The sequence below is a fragment of the Paenarthrobacter sp. AB444 genome, assembly GCF_028736865.1.
Lineage (GTDB): Bacteria > Actinomycetota > Actinomycetes > Actinomycetales > Micrococcaceae > Arthrobacter > Arthrobacter nicotinovorans_B.
Genome location: NZ_JAQZBY010000011.1, coordinates 20,238 through 44,061, shown reverse-complemented (window position 1 = coordinate 44,061; position 23,824 = coordinate 20,238). Strand labels below are relative to the sequence as shown.

Below are 23,824 nucleotides of genomic sequence, written 5' to 3'. Positions count from 1 at the left end.
GAATCATCGGGAACCAGCCGTAGAACGCGATTCGGGAAGGCCTGGAACCGTCAAGCCGTTCCGACGATCAGGGAGCGGATCACGGGTGAGCTTGAACCTGGTGACCTTGGCTGCGCCGCCAGCTCCGACCACGCCCGCGAACGCCGCAGTGGATGCCACTAGTGATGGATCGTCGCTGGCCGCGACCAATTCGGCCCCCTTCGCATAGTTCTCTTGGTTGTGCCCAGGGCCCAAGCCTGGTCCTTCCCCTTCAGGCGTCTGAACGTGCTCGGTCAGCGTTACCGTCACCCGATCCTTGGTGTCCGGGTTCATGTGGCCATCTGTTCCCGGAACCCAGTCCTGCACGTGCTCCAAGTGAAGGGAACTGATGCCGGGCTCTGGAACGATGCCCCCAACGGGTGCCCCGGCAGTGAGAACAAATTTGAGGTCGAATTCACTGAGAAACGCCTTGTCCCGGCTCAAGTTCATGGCGTGTACGCCGCCTTGGCTATGCCCTACCGCCACCACCTGGTCCCCCGCCTCCGCCCCCGCTTCACGCAAGGCCTGCGCGACGGCGGGAGCGACATCCTCGGAGCGATAGCCGACTGCTTCGCCGATTCCCTGGATGTCGAAAGGATTGCTTGAGGGCGTATTGGGCTGCGTGCCCGGAATCAGGACCATCCAGGAAGATGAACCGCTGTTGTCCAACTCAATAACCTCAATCTCGCCGTTGTTCCTGTCGTAGACCTTCTCAAGGCGGCGGAGACTCCCGGCCAAGGAAGGCTGCACGTCCTCGGCGGTTTCTCCGACCTTCGTCACGCTGACCGGGCGGGGTTGAAAGGCTGCCAGCAACGGCGAGCCCACCATGAGGCCGAGTACTTGCTCCGCTTCAAGACCCGGGCTGACTACAAGGTTCAAGATGTCCTCAGTGAGGTCACGGCCCAGGGGGAAGAGGTGGCCCGGGTCCGGGAACATCATCGCCCCGGGCCCAAAAAGATGGAGTCGTGTGTTCCCCGCTTCAGTTTCCACATAATCCCGGTGGCTGGCCCGTACGCTTGCGCTGACGTCGCCCAGGGCCTGGCGCAACCGGCCTACGTCTTTGCGGCTTTCGGCTACCTCGTCGATGGCGAGACAGCCTGACTCGAAGGAGCCGGGCAGATACGGCATAAGTGCATCCTGAACGCGACGTGCCTCTTCTTCGATACCCAGCAGCTGCCCAACCATGGCGTCGAGCTGATCAGCTCCGCGCACCAGTTCGTCGAGCTGGAAAGAGATCCCGCCAACTCCTCCCTGAATGCGGAGGCTGCCATCCGGCGGCGGCGGTGAAGGCCTCGGTGCTGCTCCGGCCCCGATGGGGGCTGCGTCGGCCATCAGTTCCCCCTCTCACCGGAGACAGAGACGTTCTGCGAATGCCGAAGGACCACAGCTGCTGCGCCATCGAGCCTCTCCCTGGTCCGCATCAGCGCGGAGGCATGGACGGCAAGTGTGGTCCGGAAGGCCCGGCCGGCCGGGGACTGCCAGTCGTCCAACTGCAGCTTCCGCAGCGATGCGAGGACGCTGTCTGCCTGATCAACGCAATCCTTCATTCGCCATGCGAGCCGCTGGACCTCGTGGCTTCGGGAGGCACATTCCGAAGGATCGAAGATGGGCGGATTGGCGGCAGGCATCAAGCCGAGGCTCATGACGGGTGTACTCCAGTGGTCGTTCTGCTGATCGGTAGCCAAAACGCTACGGATGGGCAGGCACGGAAGGAAGGAATGAAGTTGCGTATGTGGATAACCTGTCGTTCATCCACATAGCGCCGTCATCGACTCCGGCCTCTGTGCCCGGCATGAAAGAATAGGGACCATGGCTGAATCCCCTCGTGTGTCCCTCGCTTCCGAACCCCTGGCCCTTGGCGCCCTTGATGGCCGCTACCGTGCCGCCGTCGCACCCCTCGTTGATTACTTGTCCGAGGCCGCGCTGAACCGCGATCGCGTTCACGTCGAAGTTGAGTGGCTTATCCACCTGACCAGCCAGTCCGTACTTCCGGGCGCCGGCCCGCTGTCCGAGTCCCAGATTGCGCAGCTGCGCGCCATCGTCACCGAATTCGATGCTTCCTCGGTCAATGAGCTCGCCGAGATCGAGGCTGTCACCGTCCATGACGTCAAGGCCGTCGAGTACTACATCGCCCGCCGCCTGCCCGCCATTGGCATCGAGAACCTGACTGCCATGGTTCACTTCGGCTGCACCTCCGAGGACATCAACAACCTCTCCTACGCAGTGGGAATCAAGGGTGCCGTGGAGGACGTCTGGTTGCCCAACGCCACTGCATTGGTGAAGCAGATCGAGGCCATGGCGGAGGAAAACCGCTCAGTGCCCATGTTGTCCCGTACGCACGGCCAGCCCGCCACCCCCACCACGCTTGGCAAGGAACTGGCCGTCATCGCGCACCGCTTGAACCGCCAGCTCTCACGCATCGCCAAGACCGAGTTCCTTGGCAAGATCAACGGCGCCACCGGCACCTACGCCGCCCACGTCGCATCCGTGCCGGGAGCTGATTGGGAAGCTGTGGCAAAGTCCTTCGTCGAAGGCCTGGGCCTCACGTGGAACCCGCTCACCACGCAGATCGAAAGCCACGACTGGCAGGCCGAGCTGTACGCCGACATCGCCCGCTTCAACCGCATCCTGCACAACGTCTGCACGGACATCTGGAGCTACATCTCCATCGGCTACTTCCGCCAGATCCCAGTTGCCGGCGCCACGGGTTCCTCAACCATGCCCCACAAGGTAAACCCGATCCGCTTCGAGAACGCCGAAGCCAACCTGGAGATCTCCAACGGCCTTCTGGACACCCTCGCCGCAACGCTGGTGACCTCCCGCTGGCAGCGCGACCTGACCGATTCCTCCTCGCAGCGCAACATCGGTGTGGCTTTCGGCCACTCACTGCTTGCCATCTCCAACGTCGCCAAGGGCCTCAAGGCACTGGACGTCGCCGAGGAAGTCCTGGCAGGCGACCTCGATACCAACTGGGAAGTCCTGGGCGAAGCCATCCAGATGGTCATGCGCGCCGAGGCCATTGCCGGCGTCGAAGGCATGGAGAACCCGTACGAACGCCTTAAGGACCTCACCCGTGGACAGCGCGTGGACGGCGCCCGCATGCAGGAATTCGTCCAGAGCCTCGGGCTTTCCGCCGACGCTGAAGCCCGCTTGCTTGCGCTGACCCCGGGCAAGTACACCGGTATCGCCGACAAGTTGGTGGACCACCTGAAGTAGCCATACTTCAGCGAAAAACGCTCGACGACGGCGGGCGGGGCTGGGTGCCCCGCCCGCCGTCGTGCGCTTAACCGGCCGCCCGCTCAGCCGGACGTCGTCGTGCCAGCGAAATCCGGCACCGTCCCAGAGACCGGACGCGCCGCTCCTTTCCAGTTGCTGTTCACCGCGTCCGGCGTCGAGCCTTAGAACACGGCGTGTCGGGCTGTTTCAGGACCCCGGCGGCTGATTGGCTGGAGGCTACCGGGCTGGAACGAAGAGTCCGGAAGAAGCACCCCGGAAAAACAACGTGAGGAGCGGAGCACCATGAAGCTCCTGTTGGTCAGGCACGGACAAACCCCCGGCAATGTGGCAGGTGAGCTGGACACGGCCTTTCCCGGCCCAGGGTTGACTGCGCTCGGGGAACGCCAGGCGGCCGCGCTGCCGGAAGCGCTGGCAGATGAAACCATCGATGCCCTGTACACCTCCACCCTCCTCCGCACCCAGCGCACCGTGGTTCCGCTGGCAAAAGCCACAGGCCTGCAACCGACGGTTCTGGCCGGCGTCCACGAGATCGAGGCCGGAAGCCTGGAGAAGAAGACAGATCACGAGTCGCACCTGCGCTATATGAGCACGGTGTTCGCCTGGACGGACGGTGACTTGGACGTCCGCATGCCCGGAGCGTTCAACGGACACGACTTCTTTGCCCGGTTCGACGCATCGGTGGAGGAAGTGGTCGCTGCCGGACATCAGACAGCAGTGATCGTCAGTCACGGTGCGGCGATACGTTGCTGGGCGGGGCGCAGGGCAACTGACATCGACACCGCGTTCGCGCAAACGCACCAGTTGCCCAACACCGGAATCGTGGCGTTGGAAGGCGACCCGGAAAACGGGTGGAAGGTGCTGCATTGGGACCAGATCCCTGTTGGCGGCATGGCTTTGGCGGACCAAACCGCCGAGGACCCGACAGGCGAGGCCCTCTAGAGACGTTGTGGGGCCCGCTGTGCGCCCCAAACGCTTCGAAAAGCGCGCAGAGCGGGCCCCACAACGCATGGCGAGCCAGCATTTCTCCGGACGCTTACGCGAAGGAAACACCACGGTAACCCCGCCTCCCTAGGGTTAACACGCATAGACACCTCCCCGAAACCCGGCGAATTGAGGCATAAATGCAGACCAACCCCCGGCTCAATATCCGGCAGGTCACGTGGGCCAACCCCGTGGGCGCCGACCTCCGGGCCGCGCAGCAGGCAGAACTGGATTCGCGCTTCGGAAGCACTGACCACGAGCCCGGGCCGCCGCCGTCGGAAGCTGACACCGCAGTATTTGTGGTGGCGTACGAAAAATGCTCGGGGCAGCCACTCGGCTGCGGTGGCTTGAGGATGCTCGATGAAAAGACTGCAGAGATCAAGCGGCTGTACGTAGTGCCGTATGCACGTGGGTCGGGAGTCGCGAGCTCCATCCTGGCGGCGCTTGAAGCGCAGGCGCATTCACACGGGTTCACCGTGATCGCAGCCGAGGCCGGTTCGGCCCAGTCGGATGGCCGCAGCTTCTATGAGAGTGCGGGCTTTGCCGCGGTGCCCAACTTTGGTCCCTACGTCGGCGTCGAGGAGTCGTATTGCTATTCGAAGCGGCTCGATTCACACAGCGCGGCACACACCGCCATGGCCTAGGAGGAGGATGTCCGGCGCAACATCCAGCAGGGGGTTGCGCCGGTTCGATAATCTCGGATTATGGAAAAAGCAGACATCACCTTCCGCACCCGCAAATGGGTGCGGCCCGAGGACCTCAACGCCAATGGCACTCTGTTCGGCGGCAGCCTGCTGAAGTGGATCGATGAAGAGGCAGCGATCTACGCCATCCTCCAATTGGGCAACGGCCGCGCGGTCACCAAGTACATCTCTGAAATCAACTTTGTCAGCTCGGCCGTCCAGGGTGACCTCATTGAGATGGGACTGACCGCAAAGCGCTTCGGCCGGACGTCACTGACCATGCGTGCCGAAGTCCGGAACATGATCACCCGGCAGGCCATCTTGACCATCGACGAGATCGTGTTCGTCAACCTCGGCTCGGACGGGCGTCCCCAGCCCCATGGTTACACCGAAATCACGTACGACCGCGACCGGATCCCGACTCATCACCTGACGGAAACGTTGGACGAAGACTGAGCCGGCCGCCGTCGTAATCCCCGAATACAAACCTTAAACGGGTGCTGGCGGCCGCGAAAACGCGGCCGCCAGCCTGTATTTCCGGCGACGGGAGCGAGTGCCGCCGGAACCTAAAGGGCGCTGGACTGAACCAGGCTCAGCGCCGGTCGAACACCAAGCCGCCGGGGACCTGGAACGTCGGCATGAGCTCGAGCATTCCAACGTTGACGTGCCGCGGGGTTTCGATCGCGTAGTCCAGGGCGTTGACGATGTCGTCCGTGGTGAGCGATTCGTAGCCTTCGTAGTAGGTCTTCCAGGCTTCTTCCATGGCCTCTGGAGTGCCGCCGAGGTTGCGGCCAAAGATTTCGGTCTCCACGCGGCCCGGGCAGATCTCCGTCACGCGGATCCGTTTGCCGACGGTGTCGTTGCGGAGTTGGCGGGAAATCTGGTGCACTGCCGCCTTGGTGGCGTGGTAGACCGTGTGGCCGTAGAAGTTGTACACACCGGCAATCGAGCTGATGTTGATGACGTGGCCAAGGTCGCGCTCCACCATGCCGGGAAGAACCAGCCGGGTGAGTTGAAGGAGGCCCCGGAGGTTCACGTCCACCAGCTCATCAATGTCGGCTTCCGATGAATCCAGGATGTTGCCCGGGCGGGAAACACCGGCACAGTTCACCAGGACGTCCACCTTGAGTTCACTCACGACGGCGGCCAGCGCGGCTGTGTCGGTCAGGTCCACCACGTGCGGGACTGCTCCGGTACGGTCGGCAAGTTCAGCGAGGCGTTCGGCGTTGCGTGCCACGGCGTGGACGGTGAGTCCGCGCTTTGCCAGGCGCTCCGCGATGGCTGCACCCATGCCGGTGGAAGCTCCGGTGACGAGGGCGGTGGTGTAGTCGGAAAAAGACATTGGTCCTCCAAAGGCGGGGAAGGGGCGGGTGCCATCAGTAAGACGGCACCCGCCAGGGGTAAAAACTTAGGCGTCGCGGAGCGGTTCGTGGGCACGGTCCTTGACGGTGCTCACTGCGATGAGCGTGCCGAGGGCGGTGATGACTGCGTAGAACGCCGGCATGTAGATGTTGTTGGTGCTGCTGATCAGCCAGGTCATGAGCAGCGGGGCGGTACCGCCGAACAGGGCCGAGGAGATGTTGTACCCCAGGCCGTAGGCCGAGTAGCGGACGCGGGTGGGGAAGAGCTCTACGATCAAAATGTGGATCACCGCGGTGTGGCCGGCGAAGACGATGGCCATGATGCTGGCGCCGAGGATGGCCAAGCCCATCTCACCGGTGGCGATGAGGGCGTAGGAGGGAATTCCTAGAACAGCCATGGCGATGGCGGAACCGGCGATGACTTTCTTCCGGCCAACCCGATCCGACAGGGCGCCCATGAAGGGGATGGCGATGCAGATGACAACCAGGCTGCAGGCCGTGACAAGCAGTGCCTCGCCGATGGTGAAGTTGAGTTGCTTGCCCTTGAGGAACGTGGGCATGTAGGAGAACAGGACGTAGTAGCCGGAGCCGTTCATCAGCGGGATGAAGAGGGCCAGCAGCATGGCGCGGCGGTGTTCCTTGGACTGGAAGGCTTCCTTGAGCGGGTTCTTGGAGAGGCCGCCCTCTTCCTTCAGCTTTTCGAAGTTGGGGGTATCGCTGATGGCTTTGCGGATGTACCAGCCGATGATGCCCATGGGGATGGCGACCAGGAACGGAATGCGCCAGGCGAACGAACCGAAGCCGCCGCCGTCGATCGCTGCCTGGGTCAGCCAAGGCGACATGGAATAAGCCACCAAAGTACCGGTCAGCAGCGCCGCGAACGAGGCGATCTGTGCGTAGGAGGTGATGATGCCGCGCTTGCCTTCGGGAGCGTGCTCGGCGAGGAACGTCATGGCACCGGCAGCTTCACCGCCGACGGAGAAGCCCTGCAGGAGCCGCAGGAGGACCAGGAGAATGGGGGCGGCAACGCCAATGGCGGCGTACGGGGGCAACAGGCCGATACCGGCCGTGGCAACGCTGATCAGCAGGATCACAAAGACCAGTAGTTTTTGCCTGCCAATCCGGTCACCGAGGTAGCCGCAGACCACTGCACCCAGCGGGCGGACGAAGAATGAGACCGCATACCCTGCGAACACGAAAAGCAGGGCATTGTCCGGGTTTCCGGGGGCCAGGAAGACGAGTGCCAGCGTTCCCGCCATGAAGGCGAAAATGCCGTTGTCGTACAGTTCCACGAAGATGCCCACACAACCCGCGGTGACAACCTTGCGGGTTTGGCGGCCCGTGAGCCGCTCATGCTGCGTTGGCGCAGCGTTGGTGCTTGCGGTCATGACTTTTCCTTACTGGGATGAGCGTAGCAACGCCTACGAGGTATTACGACGGGTTCCTTAGCTGCATGCCGCAACCGGCAGGTCCTGCCACTGGGGACGGCATCCGATGCCAAGGAGTCCGAAGACGGTGTTGACGGATTCGCGGAGGGTTTCAAGCTGGGCCCGCGAGCGCCGGTGGGCGGCAGTTGCTTCTGCCACTGTGGTTTTCCGAAAACGGACTTTGTCCCCTGGCCGCGCCTGGGCCAGGACATCCAGTCCGGTGCTGGTAACCACTGCGAGAACGGGATACCCGGCGGTGACGCCGCGTCCCCGGTGCAGTACCAGCAGCTCTTCCCTTGAGGGGACCTCGACGGCGCCCACTGGCACGCCGCGGGAAAGCACCTCACCGCTGGAGGTTCTTTCCGGTAGTTCCCCACCGAGCCGCAGGCCGATGTGGTTGCTGCGTCCGCTGACGGTGTACTCGGAAGTGAAGAGCAGATCACCGGACGCGCCGAACTCGGCAACGTCCGGCCCGTCGGTCACATCGACCGACAAGTCTGAGCCCATGCTTGGCCGTTCGAGGCCAAGCCGGAAAAGGGGGAGGTCGAAGTACGGCTGGCGTACGGGGCCGACGCTGCGCCGGGTGGCCAGTGCGGTGCCTTCCCTCAGCTGAAGCCCGAAGCCCACAACGGTGTCCGGGGCTGCACTGCCAAGCAGCGTCTCTGCCTCGAGCGAGCCATGGACAGCGAGGTAGGCGCGGAGGCCCCGGTTGATTCCGCGGATGGAAACCGACTCGCCTGCGCGTACCGAGACCGGCTCCCACTGGCTGCAGGGGCGTCCACCTACCGTCAGGGTAAGTGGCGCACCCGTCACGGCGATCAGGAGGTCGGTGTTGGCTTTCATGCGGAAATCGAGCGCCGTGATCTCCACCAGGGGGTCGTTGTCCAGGTTTCCAGCCAGGATGTTCGCTGCCCTTGCGGAGTATTGATCGAGGGCGCCGTTGACGGGGAGGCCGAAGCGTGGGCCCCGGGTCCTGCCGAGGTCCGTGACCACGGAGTTGCCAGGCTGCTGAACCAGGATCCCGGCGCTCACGGCTGCGGCTCCAGGTTTTCCAAGGCCAGCGGCTCCAGGTCCCGGCCGGCGTAGGCACTGAAGTCCTCGGCGCCGATCTGCCTGAACCTGAGGATGTCGCCTGGCTTGTAAGGGACCAAGGGTTCACGCCGGATGTTCAGTACGGACAGGGGCGTCTGGCCAATGACGCACCAGCCGCCGGGGGCGGTCGCAGGTGCGATCACTGCCTGCCGGCCGGCTACTGACACCGCACCTGCAGGAACGCTGAGGCGCGGATCCTTCAGCCGCGGTACGGGCTTGGGGAAGGCAGGTCCGTCCATCATGGGTGAGCCCGCGGGCGCGCCAAGGCAGCGCACGGTGTAGGTCTTTTCGCTATGGAGGCGGATGACTTCCTCGACGGAGATTCCCTGGTGCTCTGCGACGCGTTCCAGGTCCGGGCCGTACTCCCCTCCGTAGACGACGGGAACGTCGAACTCACGAGGTGCCTTGAGTGATTCATCGGCGTGGGCAAGTTCCAGGAGTCCGAGTTTGACGAAGGCGCGCACCTGGCGGGCCGATACCAATACCGGATCGAATTCCACCAAGACGGAGTCGTAGGTTGGTACGGCACCGTGAAGACCTTCGGCGCCGCAGCCTTCGAGCCAATCAGCCAGGCGGTGGACCGTCAGCCAGTTGTCTTCGCTGGCCTCGGAAATGGCCACCACGCGCAGTGCTGAGTCACCGGATTCGTAGACCTCGGTGGGGGCCGTTGAGAGCACGGACATGTCAGGCCGCCTTCTTCTTTGCGTCCATGACCTGGGCAAGAGGGGCGACACGCACACCGGCGGAGGTGAGTTCCGTTCGGATCCGACGGGCCAGTTCAACAGCCCCCGGGTTGTCTCCGTGCAGGAGGAGGGTGTCGACGTCGATATCCATATCCACGCCGTTGGCACAGCGCAGCTTGCCGTCGACGACCATCCGGAGGGTACGGTCGATGATTTCCGCGGGATCGTGCAGAACCGCGCCGGGCTGGCTGCGGGGAACCAGCGTGCCATCTTCCTGGTAGGCGCGGTCCACTATCCCCACGATCGCTACGTCCAGCCCTGCCTCCCGCGAGGCCGAAGCCAGTTCGCCGTCCTGGGCCACGACAATCAGCTCACGATCCACTCGGGCCGCCGCTTCCGCTACTGCCCGTGCGTAGTCGGGGCGGACAGCCACGAGGTTGCCAAGCCTGCCGTGAGGTGCCAGGTGCGTGACCCTGGTGCCGTGGAATCCGGCAAAGCCATTCAGTGCGCCCAGCTGATACAGGACATCGTTCTGGACTTCGCCTGCAGAAAGACCCATGTCCCGGCGGCCGAATCCACGCAGATCCGGGAAGCTGGGGTGGGCCCCAATGCCTACTCCGCGTCGAACGCATTCAGCCACAGTGGCCGCCATGATGTCAGGGTCGCCGGCATGAAACCCGCAGGCGATATTTGCACTTGTGACGATCTCCAGGAGTTCGGAATCGTCGCCAATGGTGTAGGCGCCAAATCCCTCTCCAAGATCAGCTACAAGATCAATAATCGGGCTCACGTGGTTCTCTTTCCATGGATTATGCAGGGGAATTTAATTCCGGGTAAATGGTGAACGCCTGGCGATTCCAAAGTGTTGCCTGAAGTTCTTTCCAAAAGTCTCGCACCGTTCATCCATGCGGCACAAAGACCTATTAGCTATCCCGTAATAGCTCTCCGTTATGACCTGCGCCACCCTGTACTGTGGCAGGGGTCGCATCCACCACGCGACTAGAATTTTCCTACGCACGCCACCCGGGGACGTGGCTCTCCAGGAAGGCAGAAGCATGGACACTCGAAAGCTCGCATACTTCGTCCAGATCGTCGATTCGGGAAGCATCACCAAAGCTGCCGCGGCACTCCACGTCGCCCAACCGGCCCTGAGCCAGCAGGTTTCCGCGCTTGAAAACGACCTCAAGCAGAGGCTCCTCATCCGCAGCAAGCAAGGCGTTGAACCCACCGCTGCGGGCCATACGTTGTACCGGCATGCGCAGTCGATTCTTCGATTGGTGGAGCAGGCACGGCAGGACGTTGCGACGTCCGGCGCTGCGCCATCCGGGAGGGTGTCCATCGCTATCGCGCCCTACAGCATGGCTTCCAGCCTCACACCCCAGATCATCAGGGAAGTGGGCCGCCGTTACCCGGACATCGTGGTCCACCTGACCGAGATTTTTGGCGGTGTCCTCAGTGAGGCCATCAAGAACGGGCGCTTGGACATGGCGCTGATCTACGAGCCCGGAAAGATCCGCGGGGTGCAGTTCACCACCATGATCGTGGAGGACTTGCACCTGGTGGTCCACCCGGACCTCGATGTGAACCACGGCAAGGAGACGGTCACCCTTGCCGAAGCGAGCACTGTGGGCCTCTTCCTGCCCGAGAAGAACCACACGCTGCGCCAGATCATCGAAAAGGGCCTCGCGGACCAGGACCTTCCACTCAAACTGGTGGGCGAGGTGGAATCCGTGCCGTCTTTGACCAGGCTCATCCGCGCCAACCTCGGCGGCACAGTGCTGCCCAAGTCGGCCGCGGACGCCCTCTTCCCGGACCAGGACTTCAAGGTGCTGCGGATCGTTGAGCCCGGGCTGCAGAGCAAGATCGCCCTCTGCACCCCGGACCACGAGCCCCTGTCCGAAGCAGCCTCGGCCGTGCTCTTGGTGGTCAAGGAAATGCTGCACCAACAGCTCATCTCAAAGTACGGAACCGACCCTGTGCAGCTGCCGGCGCATCCATAACAAAGTCTTATCCGGACAGACAGCATTGGTCTTATTCAAAACCGTTTTACTTTCCTAATATCGAATTAAGAAGAAATTCGAATTACAGCCCACGGAACACCGCGGGCCTGTTCAAAGGATAGAACGGTGAAAAAGATCAGCACTTCCGGATGGGTATCGAATCCAACCCGTGGAACGGTCAGCGCACGTACCGGCTTTCACTGCCCCCGAAACGGCTTTTGGCGTCCGGTCGGCGGCATTGGTGAACCACTGTTCGTGTTTGAAGGATCCCTGATGCCGGCACACTCCGGGAACAGCATCGAGTGGCACCTGGTGGATACCCGCCCCGGGCACTCCGGCCTCGACTGAACCGCACCCCCTCCTGCGGCGAGAGGACCACGCAACCCGGCCCTCCGCCGTCGTACCTCCATCCCAGCCGCAGTACCCACAAGGCGCCCTGCCCTCGTAGCAACCGCACGAGGCAAGGCGCTTTTCTGTACCCGGAGCCACGCCAAAAGGCCGGCCGCACGTCTTTCCCAGACGGACGGCCGGCCCTCAGCTGGGCTGAACTAGTCCTCCACAAGCAGGCCCTTCTCCTTCAGCTTCTCCGTCAGGCCGCAGAGCTCGATGGTGTTGCCGCCGTCGTGGTAGAGCTTGATGAGTTCGCGCTCGTGGTCGTCGCGGGCCTGGGAGAGCGCAATGACTTCCTCAGCCTCTTCGCGGCGGACCACGACGACGCCGTCAGCGTCGCCGCGGAGGATGTCGCCCGGGTAGATGATTTCGTCGCCGAAAACGATGGGGTGGTTGATCGGACCGAGGGTTTCCTTGACGGTGCCCTTGATGCTGACACTGCCGGAGAAAACGGGCAGGCCGAGTTCGATCAGGTCCTGGGTGTCGCGGACGCCGGAGTCGGTGACCATGGCCGCGATCCCCTTGGCCTTCATGGCGTTGCCCAGGACGTCGCCGAACGTGCCGGCCTCGGCCATTTCCTGCGCACCGACCAGGACGACGTCGCCGGCCTGTGCGTAATGGATGGCGACCTGGAGCATGAGGTTGTCCTGCGGGGCACAGGCCACGGTGACGGCCGGCCCACAGAAGGACATGGAGCGGTCGATGGGCTTGATCCTGGAGCTCAGCGCACCCCGACGGCCCTGGGCCTCGTGGATGGTGGCGGAGGAAAAGGCAGCGAGGCGTGCGACGACGTCGGCGTCGGGGCGCTCGAATTTGGTCTTGACGTGGATCATTTCTGGTTCCTTCTGTGAGGGCTTAGGAGAGGGCGTTGACGGCATCGCGAATGGAATCCACACCCGCGTTGATGGTCTCCAGCGAGGTTGCGAAGGAGATCCTGAAGTACGGGCCCAGGCCGTAGGCCGAACCCTGGATGACTGCGACGCGCGCTGCGTCCAGCAGGTACAGCGTGAAGTCTTGATCGTTTTCGATGACGCGGCCGTCGGGAGCGGTCTTGCCGATGACGCCGGCGCAGTTCACGTAGGCGTAGAACGCGCCCTCGGCGGGTGCGACGGACAGTCCGGCAATGGAGTTCAGACCCTCGACGGCGGCATCCCGGCGCTTGCGGTAGACCTCCACGCTGTCGCGGACGAAGGACTGGTCGCCGTTCAGCGCGGCGGCTGCGGCTGCCTGGCTGATCGACGACGGGCAAGAGGAGGTTTGCGACTGCAGCTTGTTCATGGCTGCGATCAACGGGGCCGGTCCGACGCCGTAGCCCAGGCGCCAACCCGTCATGGCGTACGCCTTGGATACTCCGTTGACCAGCAGGATCCGGTCCTTCAGTGCAGGAGCTGCGGTGACCAGGCTGGTGACGCGGCCTTCGCCGAAGTACACCTCGTCGTAGATCTCGTCGGTGAGGACAAAGACGTGGGGGTGTTCTTCAAGCACCTCGCTGAGGGCCTGAAGTTCCTCGCGGGAGTACACGGCACCGGTCGGGTTGGACGGCGCGTTGAGGATCAGCCACTTGGTTTTGGAGGTGATGGCCTGCTTGAGAGCCTCGGGGGTGAGCTTGAAGCCGGTTTCCTCACCGCACGGGACGATCACCGGAGTGCCGTCGTTCGCCAGGACCATGTCCGGGTACGACACCCAGTACGGAGCCGGGACAATGACTTCATCGCCTTCATTGAGCGAGGCCATCAGCGCCACGTAGAGGACCTGCTTGGCACCGCCACCGATGGTCAGCTGCGCGGCCCCATAAACGTGGCCGGTGTCGCGCTCGATCTTGTTGAGGATCGCGCCTTGCAGATCGGGGGTGCCGGTTACCGAGGTGTACTTGGTCTCGCCGGCTGTGATCGCCTCGACGGCCGCTGCCTTGATGTGGTCCGGGGTGTCGAAGTCCGGCTCTCCGACAGTGAGGTCGATGATCCGGACGCCTTCAGCTTTCAGTTCGCGGACACGGGCGGCAGCGGCGACGCTGGCTGAGGCTTTGATGCGGGTAACCCTCGACGCCGGCAGGAACTCGGACATGTCTCCTCCAGGAATGTGGAACTCGGGACGCGCGGATTCGCGGATCCCTTTGTTCGAGACTAAGGAGGCCGAGGGCGCTCTGGATAAGACCTAATGTGCGTGGATCCATAAGGGGGTCCTATGACGTGGGCCCAGCTCGCCGGGGATAGGCCCTGCCCGAGGGCTTTTGGAGGACCATCCATGCGCTTTTCTTATGGGTTCACCGGGTATTGGTATTTCCATGCGTGGATGAACGATGCCTAGATTCGAGTGAACAGCAGCGCTCATCCGAACCGAAAGGGAGTCAATGCAAACCCGGTCAGCCACTGGACGGTACGCGTACCGGGCCAACTCCCCTGCCCGTCCAGCCACAAACCCGGATGGAGAGCACGCCAGGCTGGTCCACGCGTTGGGCGTTCATCGCCAGCTCCTCACCCATGCAGCCAGCTCCATCAGGACCTTGACCGCGGCAAGGAACGACCTGATCGCCCAGGCCGTGGAAGACGGGCTGACGCTGGCCACTATCTCAGCCGTCACCGGCGAAAACCTTCGCACTGTACGAACCATCGCTTTGGCTTATGACGATCTCCACCTGAGCGGGCTCCCACGGCAGGCACAGCTGGAGGCGTTGAAGGCCAAAAGCGATGAGCTGAAGGCCGCGGAACAGCGTCGCGGGCGGATCACCGAACGCCGGGAAGCCCTTATCGCAATGGCCCTGCGGGCACAGGTCTGCGATGACTTGGAGCTCGCGTCCCTGACCGGCCTCACCCCGGAACACATCCGCCATGCAAGCCGCAGCCACCGTTGAACCCATGCCCAGCGCACGGTAGAACGGGTACATGACCAACGACGTGAACGCCTGGATGGACAACTACGAACGCGCGTGGACCTCAAACCAAGCCGAGGACATTCGCGCCTTATTCACCGAGGACGCCGTCTACAACACCCGGCCGGACGATCCCGATGCGTGGCACGGGCACGAGGAGATCGTGAAGGAATGGTCCGGCGACTCCTCCGATAAACCCGAGGACTGGACCTTCGAGTGGACGCTCCTGGGCAGGGATGGGGACACCGCGTTCGTGCAGGGTTTGACGACGTACCTCAACGGCCAGCCCACATATGACAACCTCTGGGTCATCCGCTTCGCCGAGGACGGCCGGGCCCGCGAATTCACGGAGTGGTACATGGCCCGGAAATAGTCCTATCGGAGGATCAGTAGCTCTCCCGCTCCGCCTTCTCCGACACCGGAATGAACTTCTCCGCGAAAGCCTCCGAAGCCCGCGCCAGCACCACCACGTCCGCACCCACCAACGCAAAGGCCGCACCGGCGTCGAGATACGCGCGGGCAATCTCCTCGTTGAAGGCGTTGACGCCCGCGGGTTTGCCGGCGGCGCTCGCGGCAGCGAGGCAATGCTCGACGACGGCGCGAACCAAAGGATTCTCGTGCTGTCCCAGCAGGCCCATGGAGGCGGCGAGGTCGGCCGGTCCGAGGAAGATGCCATCGACGCCGTCGACGGCAAGGATCTCCTCAACAGCTGCGGCTGCCGCTTCGGATTCCACTTGAACGGTGACGCTCACGGTGTCGTCGGCTTGGGCAAGGTAGTCGGGGATGCGGTTCCACCGCGAGGCACGTGCCAAGGCCGAGCCAACGCCGCGGACACCCAGGGGCGGATACCGGACAGCGGCCACAGCGGCTTCGGCCTCCATCGCCGAGTTGACCATGGGCACCAGGAGGTTCTGCACGCCGAGGTCCAGGTACTGCTTGATGACCACAGGATCGTTGACCGGCGGCCGGACCATGATCTGCACCGGGTAGCCGCTGACACTGTGGAGTTGGCCCAGGATCGACTCGATGCCGTTGGGACTGTGCTCGGCGTCGATCAGCAGCCAGTCCAGCCCCGAGCCCGCACAGATCTCCGCGACCAACGGACTACCGGAGCACACCCACATGCCCACCAGCGGTCTTTCCTCGGCTTCCAGCACTGAATAGAACGTGGGATGTGGCACTGGACGGATCGACATCGCTCAGCTCCCGTAGTCCGAAACCCGCAAGGTGATACCACTGTTGTACCCCTTTGCAGGCTGGCAAAACAGACCGTGGCTCGGCCCCTAATAGCTCTGTTTCACGGCATCTTCCGCAGGCCGCACGAACGCGGTTGCCAGCGCTTCGGAGGCCCTGGCGAGCACGGCGACGTCGGCCCCGACGAGCACAAAGGTGGCACCGGCGTCGAGATAGGCGCGGGCGGTGTCGGGGTTGAAGGCGTTGACGCCCGCCGGCTTGCCGGCCGCCGTGGCGGCCTGGATGCAGCGTTCGACGGCGGCCCTCACCTCGGGATGCTCCTGCTGTCCCAGCAGGCCCATCGAGGCGGCGAGGTCCGAGGGGCCCAGGAAGATCCCGTCCAGGCCGTCGACGGTCAGGATCTCCTCGACGGCGTTGACGGCGGCGGTGGATTCGATCTGGACGGTGACGCTGACGGTGTCACCCGCCGTCGCAAGGTAGTCCGGGACCCGGTTCCACCGCGATGCCCGCGCCAGCGCGGAACCGACCCCACGCACCCCGTGCGGCGGGTAGCGAACGGCAGCGACAGCCGCGGCCGCCTCGAAGGCCGAGTTGACCATGGGAATGAGCAGGTTCTGCACCCCGAGGTCCAGGTATTGCTTGATGACCACGGTGTCGTTGACCGGAGGCCGGACCATGGCCTGGACCGGGTAGCCGTACATCGCCTGGAGTTGGGCCAAGATCGATTCGAGACCGTTGGGGCTGTGTTCGGCGTCCACCAGGATCCAGTCCAAGCCCGAACCCGCGCAGATCTCCGCCACAAGAGGGCTTCCGGAGCACACCCACATGCCGGCCAGGGGCCTCCCTGCTGCAGCAAGGGCCGAGTAGAAAGTAGGGCCTAGTTGAAGTGGCATGTGACAACTCCCAAAGGACCGTAGTCGGCGTGGACGGTGTCGCCCTTGTAAACCCACAGGGGCCTGGTGAAGGAGCCGGCCAGGATGATGTCGCCAGCCTTCATCGAGTCCCCGTGCGCAGCGATCTTGTTGGCCAGCCAGTGCACGCCGTTGGCCGGGTGGTCAAGGACCCCCGCAGCAACTCCGGTCTCCTCGACGGTCTGGTTTTTGTACAGGATCGCCGAGACCCAGCGCAGGTCCACGGCATCCGGTTTCACCGGGCGCCCGCCGATGACCATGGCACCCATCGCGGCGTTGTCCGAGATCGTGTCCACGATGGTCCGGCCCTCCATTTCGATCCTGGAGTCCAGGATCTCGAGGGCCGGAACCACGTAGTCGGTGGCGTTGAGGACGTCGAAGATCGTACAGCCGGGGCCCTTCAGCCCCTCCTTCAGCACGAAGGCCAGCTCCACCTCCACCCGGGGGTGCGTGTACTGGTCCCAGTCCACCGAGCACCCGGTTTCGAGGACCATGTCGTCGAAAATCGCGCCATAGTCCGGCTCCGTGATGCCCGTGGCGGCCTGCATGGCTTTGGACGTGAGGCCGATCTTCCGCCCCACCAACGTGCGTCCGGCTTCCTCGTTCCGCTGGCGCCACAACTGCTGCACGGCGTAGGAGTCCTCCACCGTCATGCCCGGGTAGCGGGCGGTCAGGCGCGGCACCGGTTTGCGGTTCCGGTGGGCTTCAAGGAGCTCGTCGGCAATGGCTTCGATCGTCTTCGCGTCCAGCATGGCTTAGACCTGCGCTCCCAACTTAAAGCCCTCGGCCGCGGTGCCTTCGGGGCGGGTGTAGGAGAAACCGTCGGCGCCGACCGTGACGGCCATTTCGGACTTGTCTTCACGCTCGATCACCGGCTGCGGGTTGCCGTCGAGGTCCAGGACCAGGGAGGCCTCGGTGTACCAGGACGGGACGACCGGGTTGCCCCACCAGTCGCGGCGCTGGTTGTCGTGGACGTCCCAGGTGACGGTGGGGTTGTCGGGATCGCCGGTGTAGTAGTCCTGGGTGTAGATCTCCACGCGGTGGCCGTCGGGGTCCAGGATGTAGAGGTAGAACGCGTTGGACACGCCGTGGCGTCCGGGGCCGCGTTCGATGCGGTCGCTGATGCGCAGGGCGCCCATCTTGTCGCAGATCTGGATGATGTTGTGCTTCTCGTGGGTGGAGAACGCGATGTGGTGCAGGCGCGGGCCGTTGCCGCCGGTCAGGGCAGTGTCGTGCACAGTCTGCTTGCGGTGCATCCACGCGGCGTACGTGACGCCGTCGGAGTCCTTGATGTCTTCGGAGACGCGGAAGCCGAGGTCCTCGAGGTACTTGCGGCCGCGGGGAACGTCCGGGGTGACCTGGTTGAAGTGGTCCAGGCGGACCAGTTCACCGGCGGAGTAGAGGTCGTAGCGCTGGGTGAGGCGTTCGACGTGTTCGACATCGTAGAAGAACTCGTAGGGGAAGCCCAGCGGGTCCTCGACCCGGACGGAATCGCCCACGCCCTTGGTGAAGCCTTCCTTGCGGCGCTCCACCCGGCAACCGAGTTCGCGGTAGTAGGCCTCGGCGGCGTCGACCTCGGCCGGGGACTTCACCCGGTACGCGAAGGCAGCGGCTGCGGCAACCGGGCCCTTGCGGAGCACCAGGTTGTGGTGGATGAACTCCTCGAAGGAGCGCAGGTAGATGGTGTTCTCGTCTTCTTCGGTGACGTGCAGGCCGAGGAGGTCCACGTAGAACGCGCGGGACTTCTCCAGGTCGGTGACCACAAGTTCCAGGTAGGCGCAGCGGACGATGTCCGGAGCCGGAACACTCGGTGTTGGGATGGGGCCGGTGAAAAGGTTGCTCATGATGGTCTCTCTTCGTTGAAAGCTGGGAGGGTTAGGCGCCGAACTTGGGCGTGTGGACGGATCCGAGGGTGATGTGCACGGCCTGCTGGTCCGTGTAGAAGTCGATCGAACGGTAGCCGCCCTCGTGGCCCAGCCCGGAAGCCTTGACACCACCGAACGGGGTGCGGAGGTCGCGGACGTTGTGGCTGTTGAGCCACACCATGCCGGCCTCGACGTTCTGCGAGAAGTTGTGGGCCCGGGTCAGGTTCTGGGTCCAGATGTAGGCCGCCAGGCCGTACTTGGTGTTGTTCGCCAAGGCGAGGGCTTCGTCGTCGTTCTCGAACGGCGTGATGGCCACGACGGGACCGAAGATCTCCTCCTGGAAGATCCGCGCGTCAGGTTCGACGTCGGCAAACACCGTGGGTGCGATGTAATTGCCTTCAGGCAGGTGGTCGGGTCGACCGCCGCCGGCGAGCAGCCGACCTTCGGACTTGCCGATCTCCACGTAGGAAGCGACCTTGGCGTAGTGCTCGGGGTGGACCAGCGCACCAACTTGGGTCTTGGGGTCGTGGGGATCGCCCACCACGATGTTCTTGGCGCGGGCGGCGTACTTTTCGCAGAATTCGTCGTAGATGGCGCGCTCGACGAGGATGCGGGAACCGGCCGTGCAGCGTTCGCCATTGAGCGAGAAGACACCGAACAAAGCGGAGTCGATCGCTGCATCCAGGTCGGCGTCCGCGAACACGACGCACGGGGACTTGCCACCGAGTTCCATGGACAGTCCCTTGAGGTTGGCTGCGGCGTTGCGGAAGATGGTCTGGCCGGTGGTGGTCTCGCCCGTGAAGGAGATCAGCGGAACGTCCGGGTGCTTCACCAGGGCATCGCCGGCTTCTTCACCCAGGCCGTTGACCAGGTTGAACACGCCGTCGGGGAGGCCGGCGTCCTTGAAGATCGTGGCCCAGAGCGAGGCGGAGAGCGGGGTGAACTCGGCCGGCTTGAGGACGACGGTGTTGCCGGTGGCCAGGGCGGGGGCCAGCTTCCAGGACTCGAGCATGAACGGGGTGTTCCACGGGGTAATCAGCCCGGCGACGCCGATCGGTTTGCGGTTCACGTAGTTGATCTGCGAGCCCGGGACCTTCATGGCGTCGTCGAACTGGGCGACGATCAGGTCGGCGAAGAAGCGGAAGTTCTCGGCAGCGCGGAGGGCCTGGCCCTTGGCCTGGGTGATCGGCAGGCCGGTATCGAACGTCTCGAGTTCGGCCAGGCGCGCTTCCTGCGCCTCGACGGCGTCGGCGATCTTGTTCAGCACCCGGGCACGCTCGCGCGGCTTCATCTTCGGCCAAGGGCCGTTGACGAACGCTTCCCGGGCCGCAGCAACGGCGAGGTCGATGTCTTCCTTCTGGCCTGCAGCGGCGGTGGCGTAGTTCTGGTTGGAGACCGGGTCCAGGACGTCGAAGGTCTTCCCGGATACGGAGTCAACGAACTCGCCGTTGATGTAGTGCTGGATCTGCGTGGGCAAATCCTCGGGGACGTAATGCTTGGTGGTTTCTACGGAGGTCGTCATCGTTGTCTTCCTTTTCTTTCAACGCGGGGTCACTTATGGCCCCTTCGGAGTGGTTTTATGGGCCATAAGTGACCCCGCGTTGCTTTAAGTGGTGGTTGCGAGGTAGGCGTCGAGGGTAGCGGCGCGGTGTTGGCGGGCTGCTTTTTCGATGGTGTCGGCGTCGGCTCCGGACTCGATGAGCTGGAGCAGCGCCTCGTGTTCGCGCACGGATTCCTGGGCGCGGCCGGGGACGAAGCGGAACGTGGACGAGCGCAGTGACGCCAGCCGGTTCCAGCCCCGGTGCACGAGGTCCAGGATGTGCGGATTGGGGCAGTGTTCAAAGAGGACGCTGTGGAAGTCCTGGTTCAAGGCAGTGAAACGCACGGGATCGAAGTGCTCCAGGCACTCCCGCATCTCGGCGTTCACGGCCCGCGCCCGCGCAATGGTGGCGGGGCCGATCAGCGGCGCCGACAACGCCGTGGCCGCGCCCTCGACGATGCTCAGTGTCTGCATCGTGTAGAGGTACTCGGTAGGGTCGATCCCGGAAACGGTGGCTCCGACGTTGCGTTCGAACTTCACCAGCCCTTCGGCCTCAAGACGGCGGATGGCTTCGCGGACGGGAACAACGCTGAAGCCCAGGTCCTCGGCGATCTTGGCGAGCACCAGCCGGTACCCCGGCGTGTAGGTGCCCTCGACGATCCGTGCCTTGACGGCGTCATAGGCCTGCTGGGACTTGCTTTGGGCGACGCTCCCGACGGCGGTTTCAGTCACCGTAGGCTCCTTCCGTGGCTTCCCAGGCCTTGTAGCGGGCCTGCCATTCGGCGTTCATCGGGTACAGCCCATCGACGCTGTGGCCCTCCTGGACCATCTGGAAGATGAACATCTCTTCCTTCTCCTGGGCGATGCAGTCCTCCACCAACTCCTCGGCGAGTGCCGGCGGAATGACCAGGATGCCGTCGGAGTCGGCCACGATGATGTCGCCGGGCTGCACGGTGGCGCCCCCGCAGGCGATGGTGATGTCGGTGTCCCAGGGAATGTGCCGCCGACCGAGCACTGCAGGGTGCGGGTTGGCGAAGTAGGTGGGCATTTCCAGGTCTGCCACAGTGGAGTAGTCGCGGACGCCGCCGTCAGTGATGATGGCCGCGGCACCGCGGACCTGGGCGCGCAGGGCCAGGATGTCACCCACCGTGCCAGTCCCCTTCTCGCCGCGGGCTTCCATGACCAGGATTTCGCCCTCGTTCACCGAGTCAATGGCTCTCTTCTGGGCGTTGAACCCGCCGCCGTGGGTCTTGAAGAGGTCCTCACGGTTGGGCACGTAGCGCAGGGTCCGGGCCAGGCCCACCACCTTGCGGTCGGGGCGGGTGGCCTGCAGGCCGTCGATACTGACGTTGTTCAGCCCGCGCTTGCGGAGCTGGGAGGACAAGGTTGCCGTGGCGACGGATTCGAGCTTGGCCTTCAGCTCAGGCGACAGACCAACCGACGCCGACGCCAGTCCGGCGGCTTCCCGCGAACCGTAGGCCTCTTCGCGCTGAGTGTCATCGGTCTTGGGTTGGGCACCAAAGTCCGCGAACGGCGTCGTACCTTCCGTCACTTTGGTGGTGAGGCGGCCGGTGCTGAAATTACCGCCGGTGACTTCGATTTCGACGACGTCCCCCGGCTTGGCGACGGACGCGCCGGCGGGAGTGCCGGTGAGGATGATGTCGCCCTCTTCCAGGGTGAGGAGTTGAGACAGGTCCGCGACGAGCCGGGCGAAGGGGAAGAGCAGGTCTTCGGTGGTGTCATCCTGGACCAGCTCGCCGTTGTGCCAGGTGCGGATGCGCAGTTGCGTTGGGTCGACGGCGTCGGCAGGGATCAATACCGGGCCAACGGGAGTGAAGCCGTCGCCGCCTTTGGACCGGACGTTTGAGCCCTTGTCGGCGTAGCGGAGGTCGTAAACCCCAAGATCGTTCGAAGCTGTCACCCACTGGACATGGCTCCAAGCATCTTCCAACCCAACCCGCCGGGCTGCCTTGCCGATGACCAGCGCGATCTCGCCCTCATAACCGAGCAACTCGCAGCCTGCAGGACGTTCAACCGTGCCCGGAGCCGCAGCCGAACCCAGCGCAAGGGAGGACGACGGCTTCAGGAAGTACGAAGGCTGCGCGGGAGTCCGCCCACGCTGGGCGGCCCGGCTGGGGTAGTTGATATGGACAGCAATAACCTTGCGCGTCCGGTCCAGCACGTCCTGGCCAAGCTCCTGCGGTCGGAACTCCACTGTCACGAGCCGCTCCCTCCTGAATAGACTCCGATATCTGATCATCCAGCTATCGAGTACGAAATCGTATACGAAAACTATGACCCGGAAAGTGGCGCCCGTCAACCCCTTCTTCCCACTCAAAGGGGTTCATCTTGTCAGGGGGCTCCCGTAGGGTACCGGCATGGACATCATCCTGGTACCTGGTTTCTGGTTGGACGCTTCGTCATGGGAGGAGGTGACGCCGGCCCTGGAGAAGGCGGGACACGCGGTTCACCCGCTGACTCTTCCCGGACTTGAAGCACGGGAGCGCCCGCGCGCGGGGATAGGCCTCCGGACGCATATCGACGCCGTCATTGAAAAGGTCGATTCGCTGGAGGGCAAGGTGGTCCTGGTGGGCCACTCCGGTGGCGGCGCCATCATCCATGGCGTGGTTGATTCACGGCCTGATCGGATTGCCCGTGCGGTCTACGTGGACAGCGGGCCGCTGGGTGAAGGTGGCGTGATCAACGACGAACTGCCCGACGACGGCGATGACATCCCGCTGCCGCCATGGGAGGGATTCGAGGAAGCGGACCTCGTGGACCTGACGGAGGAGCTGCGGGAAAAATTCCGCGCCCGCGCCATCCCCGAGCCCAGAGGGGTCGCCTACGACCAGCAGCACCTCCATGATGTCCGGCGCTACGACGTTCCGGCTACGGTCATCGCCTGCGAGTTCCCATCATCGATGCTCAACGAGATGATGGACGCCGGCCACCCCTTCACCGAGGAACTGGCGCGCATCAAGGACGTGGAGCTCGTGGATCTGCCCACGGGACACTGGCCGCAGTTCACCAAACCCGCCGAATTGGGCGAGGCGATCCTCAAGGCAGTCGACCGTACAGCGTAGGGCGCGTTCCGGCGTCGAGCGTTAATGCCCGACGCCGGAACGCACCACGCGCGGTCGGCCTACGTCACGCCTTTGGCGGCGTGTTGGTTGCGGGGCCTTCGGGGGCAGCCCCGCCTTCACTGGTCCAATCGGTGCCCGTAATGTCGGCATGGGCGGGATCGGACACGACATCGCCCTTCACGGTGGACACCGTCGCAGGACGGTCATCCCCGTCCTTGGAATCCTGGCCGTTCTTTGAATCCAGGATGCCTGGAAGCGCGGCCTCGGCCTTTTCCAGGAGTTTCTTTCCTGCGGCAAACAAGTTGTCCAGGATGTCAGGAACGGATTCCTGCACCGCATCCGCAGCCTGATGGACATTTTCCTTAACCTCAGGATTCTGCATGACCTTTTCAGTGCCGCCGCGGATCCGCCGATATACCTCCGGCCAGGACTTCGACCCCCACACGTAGCCAACAGCCACGCCAACGGCGAACAATGCTTTCCCTTTCAC

26 protein-coding genes are annotated in these 23,824 nt (G+C 63.9%); 9 read left to right on the top strand and 17 right to left on the bottom strand.

From position 1 onward, the window contains the following. Nucleotides 1-3 precede the first annotated feature (3 nt). Both PQ627_RS14175 and PQ627_RS14170 read right to left on the bottom strand, forming a co-directional pair. The gene (locus PQ627_RS14175; protein ID WP_274262011.1) at nt 4-1,350 is read right to left on the bottom strand and encodes a hypothetical protein; all 1,347 of its coding nucleotides are present in this window, start codon (nt 1,348-1,350) and stop codon (nt 4-6) included. Further along, nucleotides 1,350-1,661: a hypothetical protein gene (locus PQ627_RS14170; protein WP_144662090.1), complete on the bottom strand. Its 312-nt coding sequence runs from the start codon at nt 1,659-1,661 to the stop codon at nt 1,350-1,352. Before PQ627_RS14170 ends, PQ627_RS14175 begins: the two co-directional genes overlap by 1 nt. A 166-nt stretch (nt 1,662-1,827) precedes the next feature. Between PQ627_RS14170 and purB the strand changes: the two genes are divergently transcribed. The 4 genes from purB to PQ627_RS14150 all read left to right on the top strand — a co-directional run bounded on the left by purB (nt 1,828) and on the right by PQ627_RS14150 (nt 5,375). Then, on the top strand, nt 1,828-3,234 hold the full coding sequence (gene purB, locus PQ627_RS14165) for an adenylosuccinate lyase (RefSeq protein ID WP_144662089.1): 1,407 nt from the start codon (nt 1,828-1,830) through the stop codon (nt 3,232-3,234). 303 nt (nt 3,235-3,537) lie between these two features. Beyond that, nucleotides 3,538-4,194 (top strand): histidine phosphatase family protein, encoded by a 657-nt coding sequence (locus tag PQ627_RS14160; RefSeq protein ID WP_274262010.1) that lies wholly within the window; start codon nt 3,538-3,540, stop codon nt 4,192-4,194. Nucleotides 4,195-4,376: 182 nt separating this feature from the next. Beyond that, nucleotides 4,377-4,880 carry a GNAT family N-acetyltransferase gene (locus PQ627_RS14155; RefSeq protein WP_274262008.1) on the top strand — a complete coding sequence of 168 codons (504 nt, stop codon included), beginning with the start codon at nt 4,377-4,379 and terminating at the stop codon, nt 4,878-4,880. A 60-nt stretch (nt 4,881-4,940) separates the two neighbouring features. Continuing rightward, on the top strand, nt 4,941-5,375 hold the full coding sequence (locus PQ627_RS14150) for an acyl-CoA thioesterase (RefSeq protein WP_144662086.1): 435 nt from the start codon (nt 4,941-4,943) through the stop codon (nt 5,373-5,375). Between the two features lie 136 nt (nt 5,376-5,511). On the opposite strand, the gene PQ627_RS14145 is transcribed toward PQ627_RS14150, so the two are convergent. From PQ627_RS14145 to PQ627_RS14125, 5 genes are all read right to left on the bottom strand, one after another. Then, nucleotides 5,512-6,261: an SDR family oxidoreductase gene (locus tag PQ627_RS14145; protein WP_144662085.1), complete on the bottom strand. Its 750-nt coding sequence runs from the start codon at nt 6,259-6,261 to the stop codon at nt 5,512-5,514. 66 nt (nt 6,262-6,327) lie between these two features. Further along, nucleotides 6,328-7,668, bottom strand: coding sequence for an MFS transporter (locus tag PQ627_RS14140; protein ID WP_144662084.1), 1,341 nt, complete (start codon nt 7,666-7,668; stop codon nt 6,328-6,330). A 57-nt stretch (nt 7,669-7,725) separates the two neighbouring features. Beyond that, on the bottom strand, nt 7,726-8,739 hold the full coding sequence (locus PQ627_RS14135) for a biotin-dependent carboxyltransferase family protein (RefSeq protein ID WP_274262005.1): 1,014 nt from the start codon (nt 8,737-8,739) through the stop codon (nt 7,726-7,728). Then, entirely contained in the window at nt 8,736-9,482 is a 747-nt protein-coding gene (locus tag PQ627_RS14130; protein WP_274262003.1) for a 5-oxoprolinase subunit B family protein, read from the bottom strand. The genes PQ627_RS14135 and PQ627_RS14130 overlap by 4 nt, the downstream gene beginning before the upstream one ends. 1 nt (nt 9,483) lies before the next feature. Next, the gene (locus tag PQ627_RS14125) at nt 9,484-10,272 is read right to left on the bottom strand and encodes a LamB/YcsF family protein (RefSeq protein WP_274262002.1); all 789 of its coding nucleotides are present in this window, start codon (nt 10,270-10,272) and stop codon (nt 9,484-9,486) included. A 265-nt stretch (nt 10,273-10,537) separates the two neighbouring features. On the opposite strand from PQ627_RS14125, the gene PQ627_RS14120 reads away from it, so the two are divergent. Together PQ627_RS14120 and PQ627_RS14115 are read left to right on the top strand one after the other, a co-directional pair. Then, nucleotides 10,538-11,482, top strand: coding sequence for a LysR substrate-binding domain-containing protein (locus PQ627_RS14120; RefSeq protein WP_144662080.1), 945 nt, complete (start codon nt 10,538-10,540; stop codon nt 11,480-11,482). Between the two features lie 126 nt (nt 11,483-11,608). Beyond that, nucleotides 11,609-11,830, top strand: a complete 222-nt coding sequence (locus PQ627_RS14115; protein WP_144662079.1) for a hypothetical protein — start codon at nt 11,609-11,611, stop codon at nt 11,828-11,830. Between the two features lie 200 nt (nt 11,831-12,030). Here the strand turns inward: PQ627_RS14115 and PQ627_RS14110 are convergent, their stop codons facing one another. Further along, entirely contained in the window at nt 12,031-12,705 is a 675-nt protein-coding gene (locus PQ627_RS14110; RefSeq protein WP_144662078.1) for a 4-carboxy-4-hydroxy-2-oxoadipate aldolase/oxaloacetate decarboxylase, read from the bottom strand. 22 nt (nt 12,706-12,727) lie between these two features. Then, nucleotides 12,728-13,936, bottom strand: coding sequence for an aspartate transaminase (locus PQ627_RS14105; protein WP_274262000.1), 1,209 nt, complete (start codon nt 13,934-13,936; stop codon nt 12,728-12,730). A gap of 286 nt (nt 13,937-14,222) precedes the next feature. On the opposite strand from PQ627_RS14105, the gene PQ627_RS14100 reads away from it, so the two are divergent. Further along, nucleotides 14,223-14,723, top strand: coding sequence for a hypothetical protein (locus PQ627_RS14100; RefSeq protein WP_274261998.1), 501 nt, complete (start codon nt 14,223-14,225; stop codon nt 14,721-14,723). Nucleotides 14,724-14,754: 31 nt separating this feature from the next. Then, complete coding sequence (locus PQ627_RS14095) at nt 14,755-15,114, top strand: nuclear transport factor 2 family protein (protein ID WP_274261995.1); 360 nt, start codon at nt 14,755-14,757, stop codon at nt 15,112-15,114. A 13-nt stretch (nt 15,115-15,127) separates the two neighbouring features. Here PQ627_RS14095 and PQ627_RS14090 read toward each other — a convergent pair whose 3' ends face one another. From PQ627_RS14090 to PQ627_RS14060, 7 genes are all read right to left on the bottom strand, one after another. Beyond that, nucleotides 15,128-15,937 carry an aldolase/citrate lyase family protein gene (locus PQ627_RS14090; protein WP_274261993.1) on the bottom strand — a complete coding sequence of 270 codons (810 nt, stop codon included), beginning with the start codon at nt 15,935-15,937 and terminating at the stop codon, nt 15,128-15,130. 87 nt (nt 15,938-16,024) lie between these two features. Continuing rightward, nucleotides 16,025-16,828 carry an HpcH/HpaI aldolase family protein gene (locus PQ627_RS14085; RefSeq protein ID WP_274261991.1) on the bottom strand — a complete coding sequence of 268 codons (804 nt, stop codon included), beginning with the start codon at nt 16,826-16,828 and terminating at the stop codon, nt 16,025-16,027. Beyond that, a complete protein-coding gene (hpaH, locus tag PQ627_RS14080; RefSeq protein WP_144662073.1) occupies nt 16,813-17,598 on the bottom strand; it encodes a 2-oxo-hept-4-ene-1,7-dioate hydratase in 786 nt (261 codons plus the stop codon). The genes PQ627_RS14085 and hpaH overlap by 16 nt, the downstream gene beginning before the upstream one ends. 3 nt (nt 17,599-17,601) lie before the next feature. Then, nucleotides 17,602-18,690 carry a 3,4-dihydroxyphenylacetate 2,3-dioxygenase gene (gene hpaD, locus PQ627_RS14075; RefSeq protein WP_144662072.1) on the bottom strand — a complete coding sequence of 363 codons (1,089 nt, stop codon included), beginning with the start codon at nt 18,688-18,690 and terminating at the stop codon, nt 17,602-17,604. Nucleotides 18,691-18,721: 31 nt separating this feature from the next. Beyond that, nucleotides 18,722-20,233, bottom strand: coding sequence for a 5-carboxymethyl-2-hydroxymuconate semialdehyde dehydrogenase (hpaE, locus tag PQ627_RS14070; protein WP_274261989.1), 1,512 nt, complete (start codon nt 20,231-20,233; stop codon nt 18,722-18,724). Nucleotides 20,234-20,317: 84 nt separating this feature from the next. Next, nucleotides 20,318-20,983 (bottom strand): GntR family transcriptional regulator, encoded by a 666-nt coding sequence (locus PQ627_RS14065; protein ID WP_274261987.1) that lies wholly within the window; start codon nt 20,981-20,983, stop codon nt 20,318-20,320. Next, entirely contained in the window at nt 20,976-22,472 is a 1,497-nt protein-coding gene (locus PQ627_RS14060; RefSeq protein WP_274261985.1) for a fumarylacetoacetate hydrolase family protein, read from the bottom strand. Before PQ627_RS14060 ends, PQ627_RS14065 begins: the two co-directional genes overlap by 8 nt. 157 nt (nt 22,473-22,629) lie before the next feature. Between PQ627_RS14060 and PQ627_RS14055 the strand changes: the two genes are divergently transcribed. Then, entirely contained in the window at nt 22,630-23,334 is a 705-nt protein-coding gene (locus PQ627_RS14055; protein ID WP_274261983.1) for an alpha/beta fold hydrolase, read from the top strand. Nucleotides 23,335-23,398: 64 nt separating this feature from the next. Here PQ627_RS14055 and PQ627_RS14050 read toward each other — a convergent pair whose 3' ends face one another. Next, entirely contained in the window at nt 23,399-23,824 is a 426-nt protein-coding gene (locus tag PQ627_RS14050; protein ID WP_274261981.1) for a hypothetical protein, read from the bottom strand.

What these genes read in the sequence shown, in the direction of transcription:
- PQ627_RS14130 (WP_274262003.1), bottom strand. Translation starts at nt 9,482, where the DNA reads ATGTCCGTGCTCTCAACGGCCCCCACCGAGGTCTACGAATCCGGTGAC.
- PQ627_RS14140 (WP_144662084.1), bottom strand. Translation starts at nt 7,668, where the DNA reads ATGACCGCAAGCACCAACGCTGCGCCAACGCAGCATGAGCGGCTCACG.
- PQ627_RS14170 (WP_144662090.1), bottom strand. Translation starts at nt 1,661, where the DNA reads ATGAGCCTCGGCTTGATGCCTGCCGCCAATCCGCCCATCTTCGATCCT.
- PQ627_RS14095 (WP_274261995.1), top strand. Translation starts at nt 14,755, where the DNA reads ATGACCAACGACGTGAACGCCTGGATGGACAACTACGAACGCGCGTGG.
- PQ627_RS14155 (WP_274262008.1), top strand. Translation starts at nt 4,377, where the DNA reads ATGCAGACCAACCCCCGGCTCAATATCCGGCAGGTCACGTGGGCCAAC.
- PQ627_RS14105 (WP_274262000.1), bottom strand. Translation starts at nt 13,936, where the DNA reads ATGTCCGAGTTCCTGCCGGCGTCGAGGGTTACCCGCATCAAAGCCTCA.
- hpaH (WP_144662073.1), bottom strand. Translation starts at nt 17,598, where the DNA reads ATGCTGGACGCGAAGACGATCGAAGCCATTGCCGACGAGCTCCTTGAA.
- PQ627_RS14150 (WP_144662086.1), top strand. Translation starts at nt 4,941, where the DNA reads ATGGAAAAAGCAGACATCACCTTCCGCACCCGCAAATGGGTGCGGCCC.
- PQ627_RS14120 (WP_144662080.1), top strand. Translation starts at nt 10,538, where the DNA reads ATGGACACTCGAAAGCTCGCATACTTCGTCCAGATCGTCGATTCGGGA.
- PQ627_RS14145 (WP_144662085.1), bottom strand. Translation starts at nt 6,261, where the DNA reads ATGTCTTTTTCCGACTACACCACCGCCCTCGTCACCGGAGCTTCCACC.
- PQ627_RS14055 (WP_274261983.1), top strand. Translation starts at nt 22,630, where the DNA reads ATGGACATCATCCTGGTACCTGGTTTCTGGTTGGACGCTTCGTCATGG.
- PQ627_RS14160 (WP_274262010.1), top strand. Translation starts at nt 3,538, where the DNA reads ATGAAGCTCCTGTTGGTCAGGCACGGACAAACCCCCGGCAATGTGGCA.
- PQ627_RS14090 (WP_274261993.1), bottom strand. Translation starts at nt 15,937, where the DNA reads ATGTCGATCCGTCCAGTGCCACATCCCACGTTCTATTCAGTGCTGGAA.
- PQ627_RS14175 (WP_274262011.1), bottom strand. Translation starts at nt 1,350, where the DNA reads ATGGCCGACGCAGCCCCCATCGGGGCCGGAGCAGCACCGAGGCCTTCA.
- hpaD (WP_144662072.1), bottom strand. Translation starts at nt 18,690, where the DNA reads ATGAGCAACCTTTTCACCGGCCCCATCCCAACACCGAGTGTTCCGGCT.
- PQ627_RS14110 (WP_144662078.1), bottom strand. Translation starts at nt 12,705, where the DNA reads ATGATCCACGTCAAGACCAAATTCGAGCGCCCCGACGCCGACGTCGTC.
- hpaE (WP_274261989.1), bottom strand. Translation starts at nt 20,233, where the DNA reads ATGACGACCTCCGTAGAAACCACCAAGCATTACGTCCCCGAGGATTTG.
- purB (WP_144662089.1), top strand. Translation starts at nt 1,828, where the DNA reads ATGGCTGAATCCCCTCGTGTGTCCCTCGCTTCCGAACCCCTGGCCCTT.
- PQ627_RS14100 (WP_274261998.1), top strand. Translation starts at nt 14,223, where the DNA reads ATGCAAACCCGGTCAGCCACTGGACGGTACGCGTACCGGGCCAACTCC.
- PQ627_RS14085 (WP_274261991.1), bottom strand. Translation starts at nt 16,828, where the DNA reads ATGCCACTTCAACTAGGCCCTACTTTCTACTCGGCCCTTGCTGCAGCA.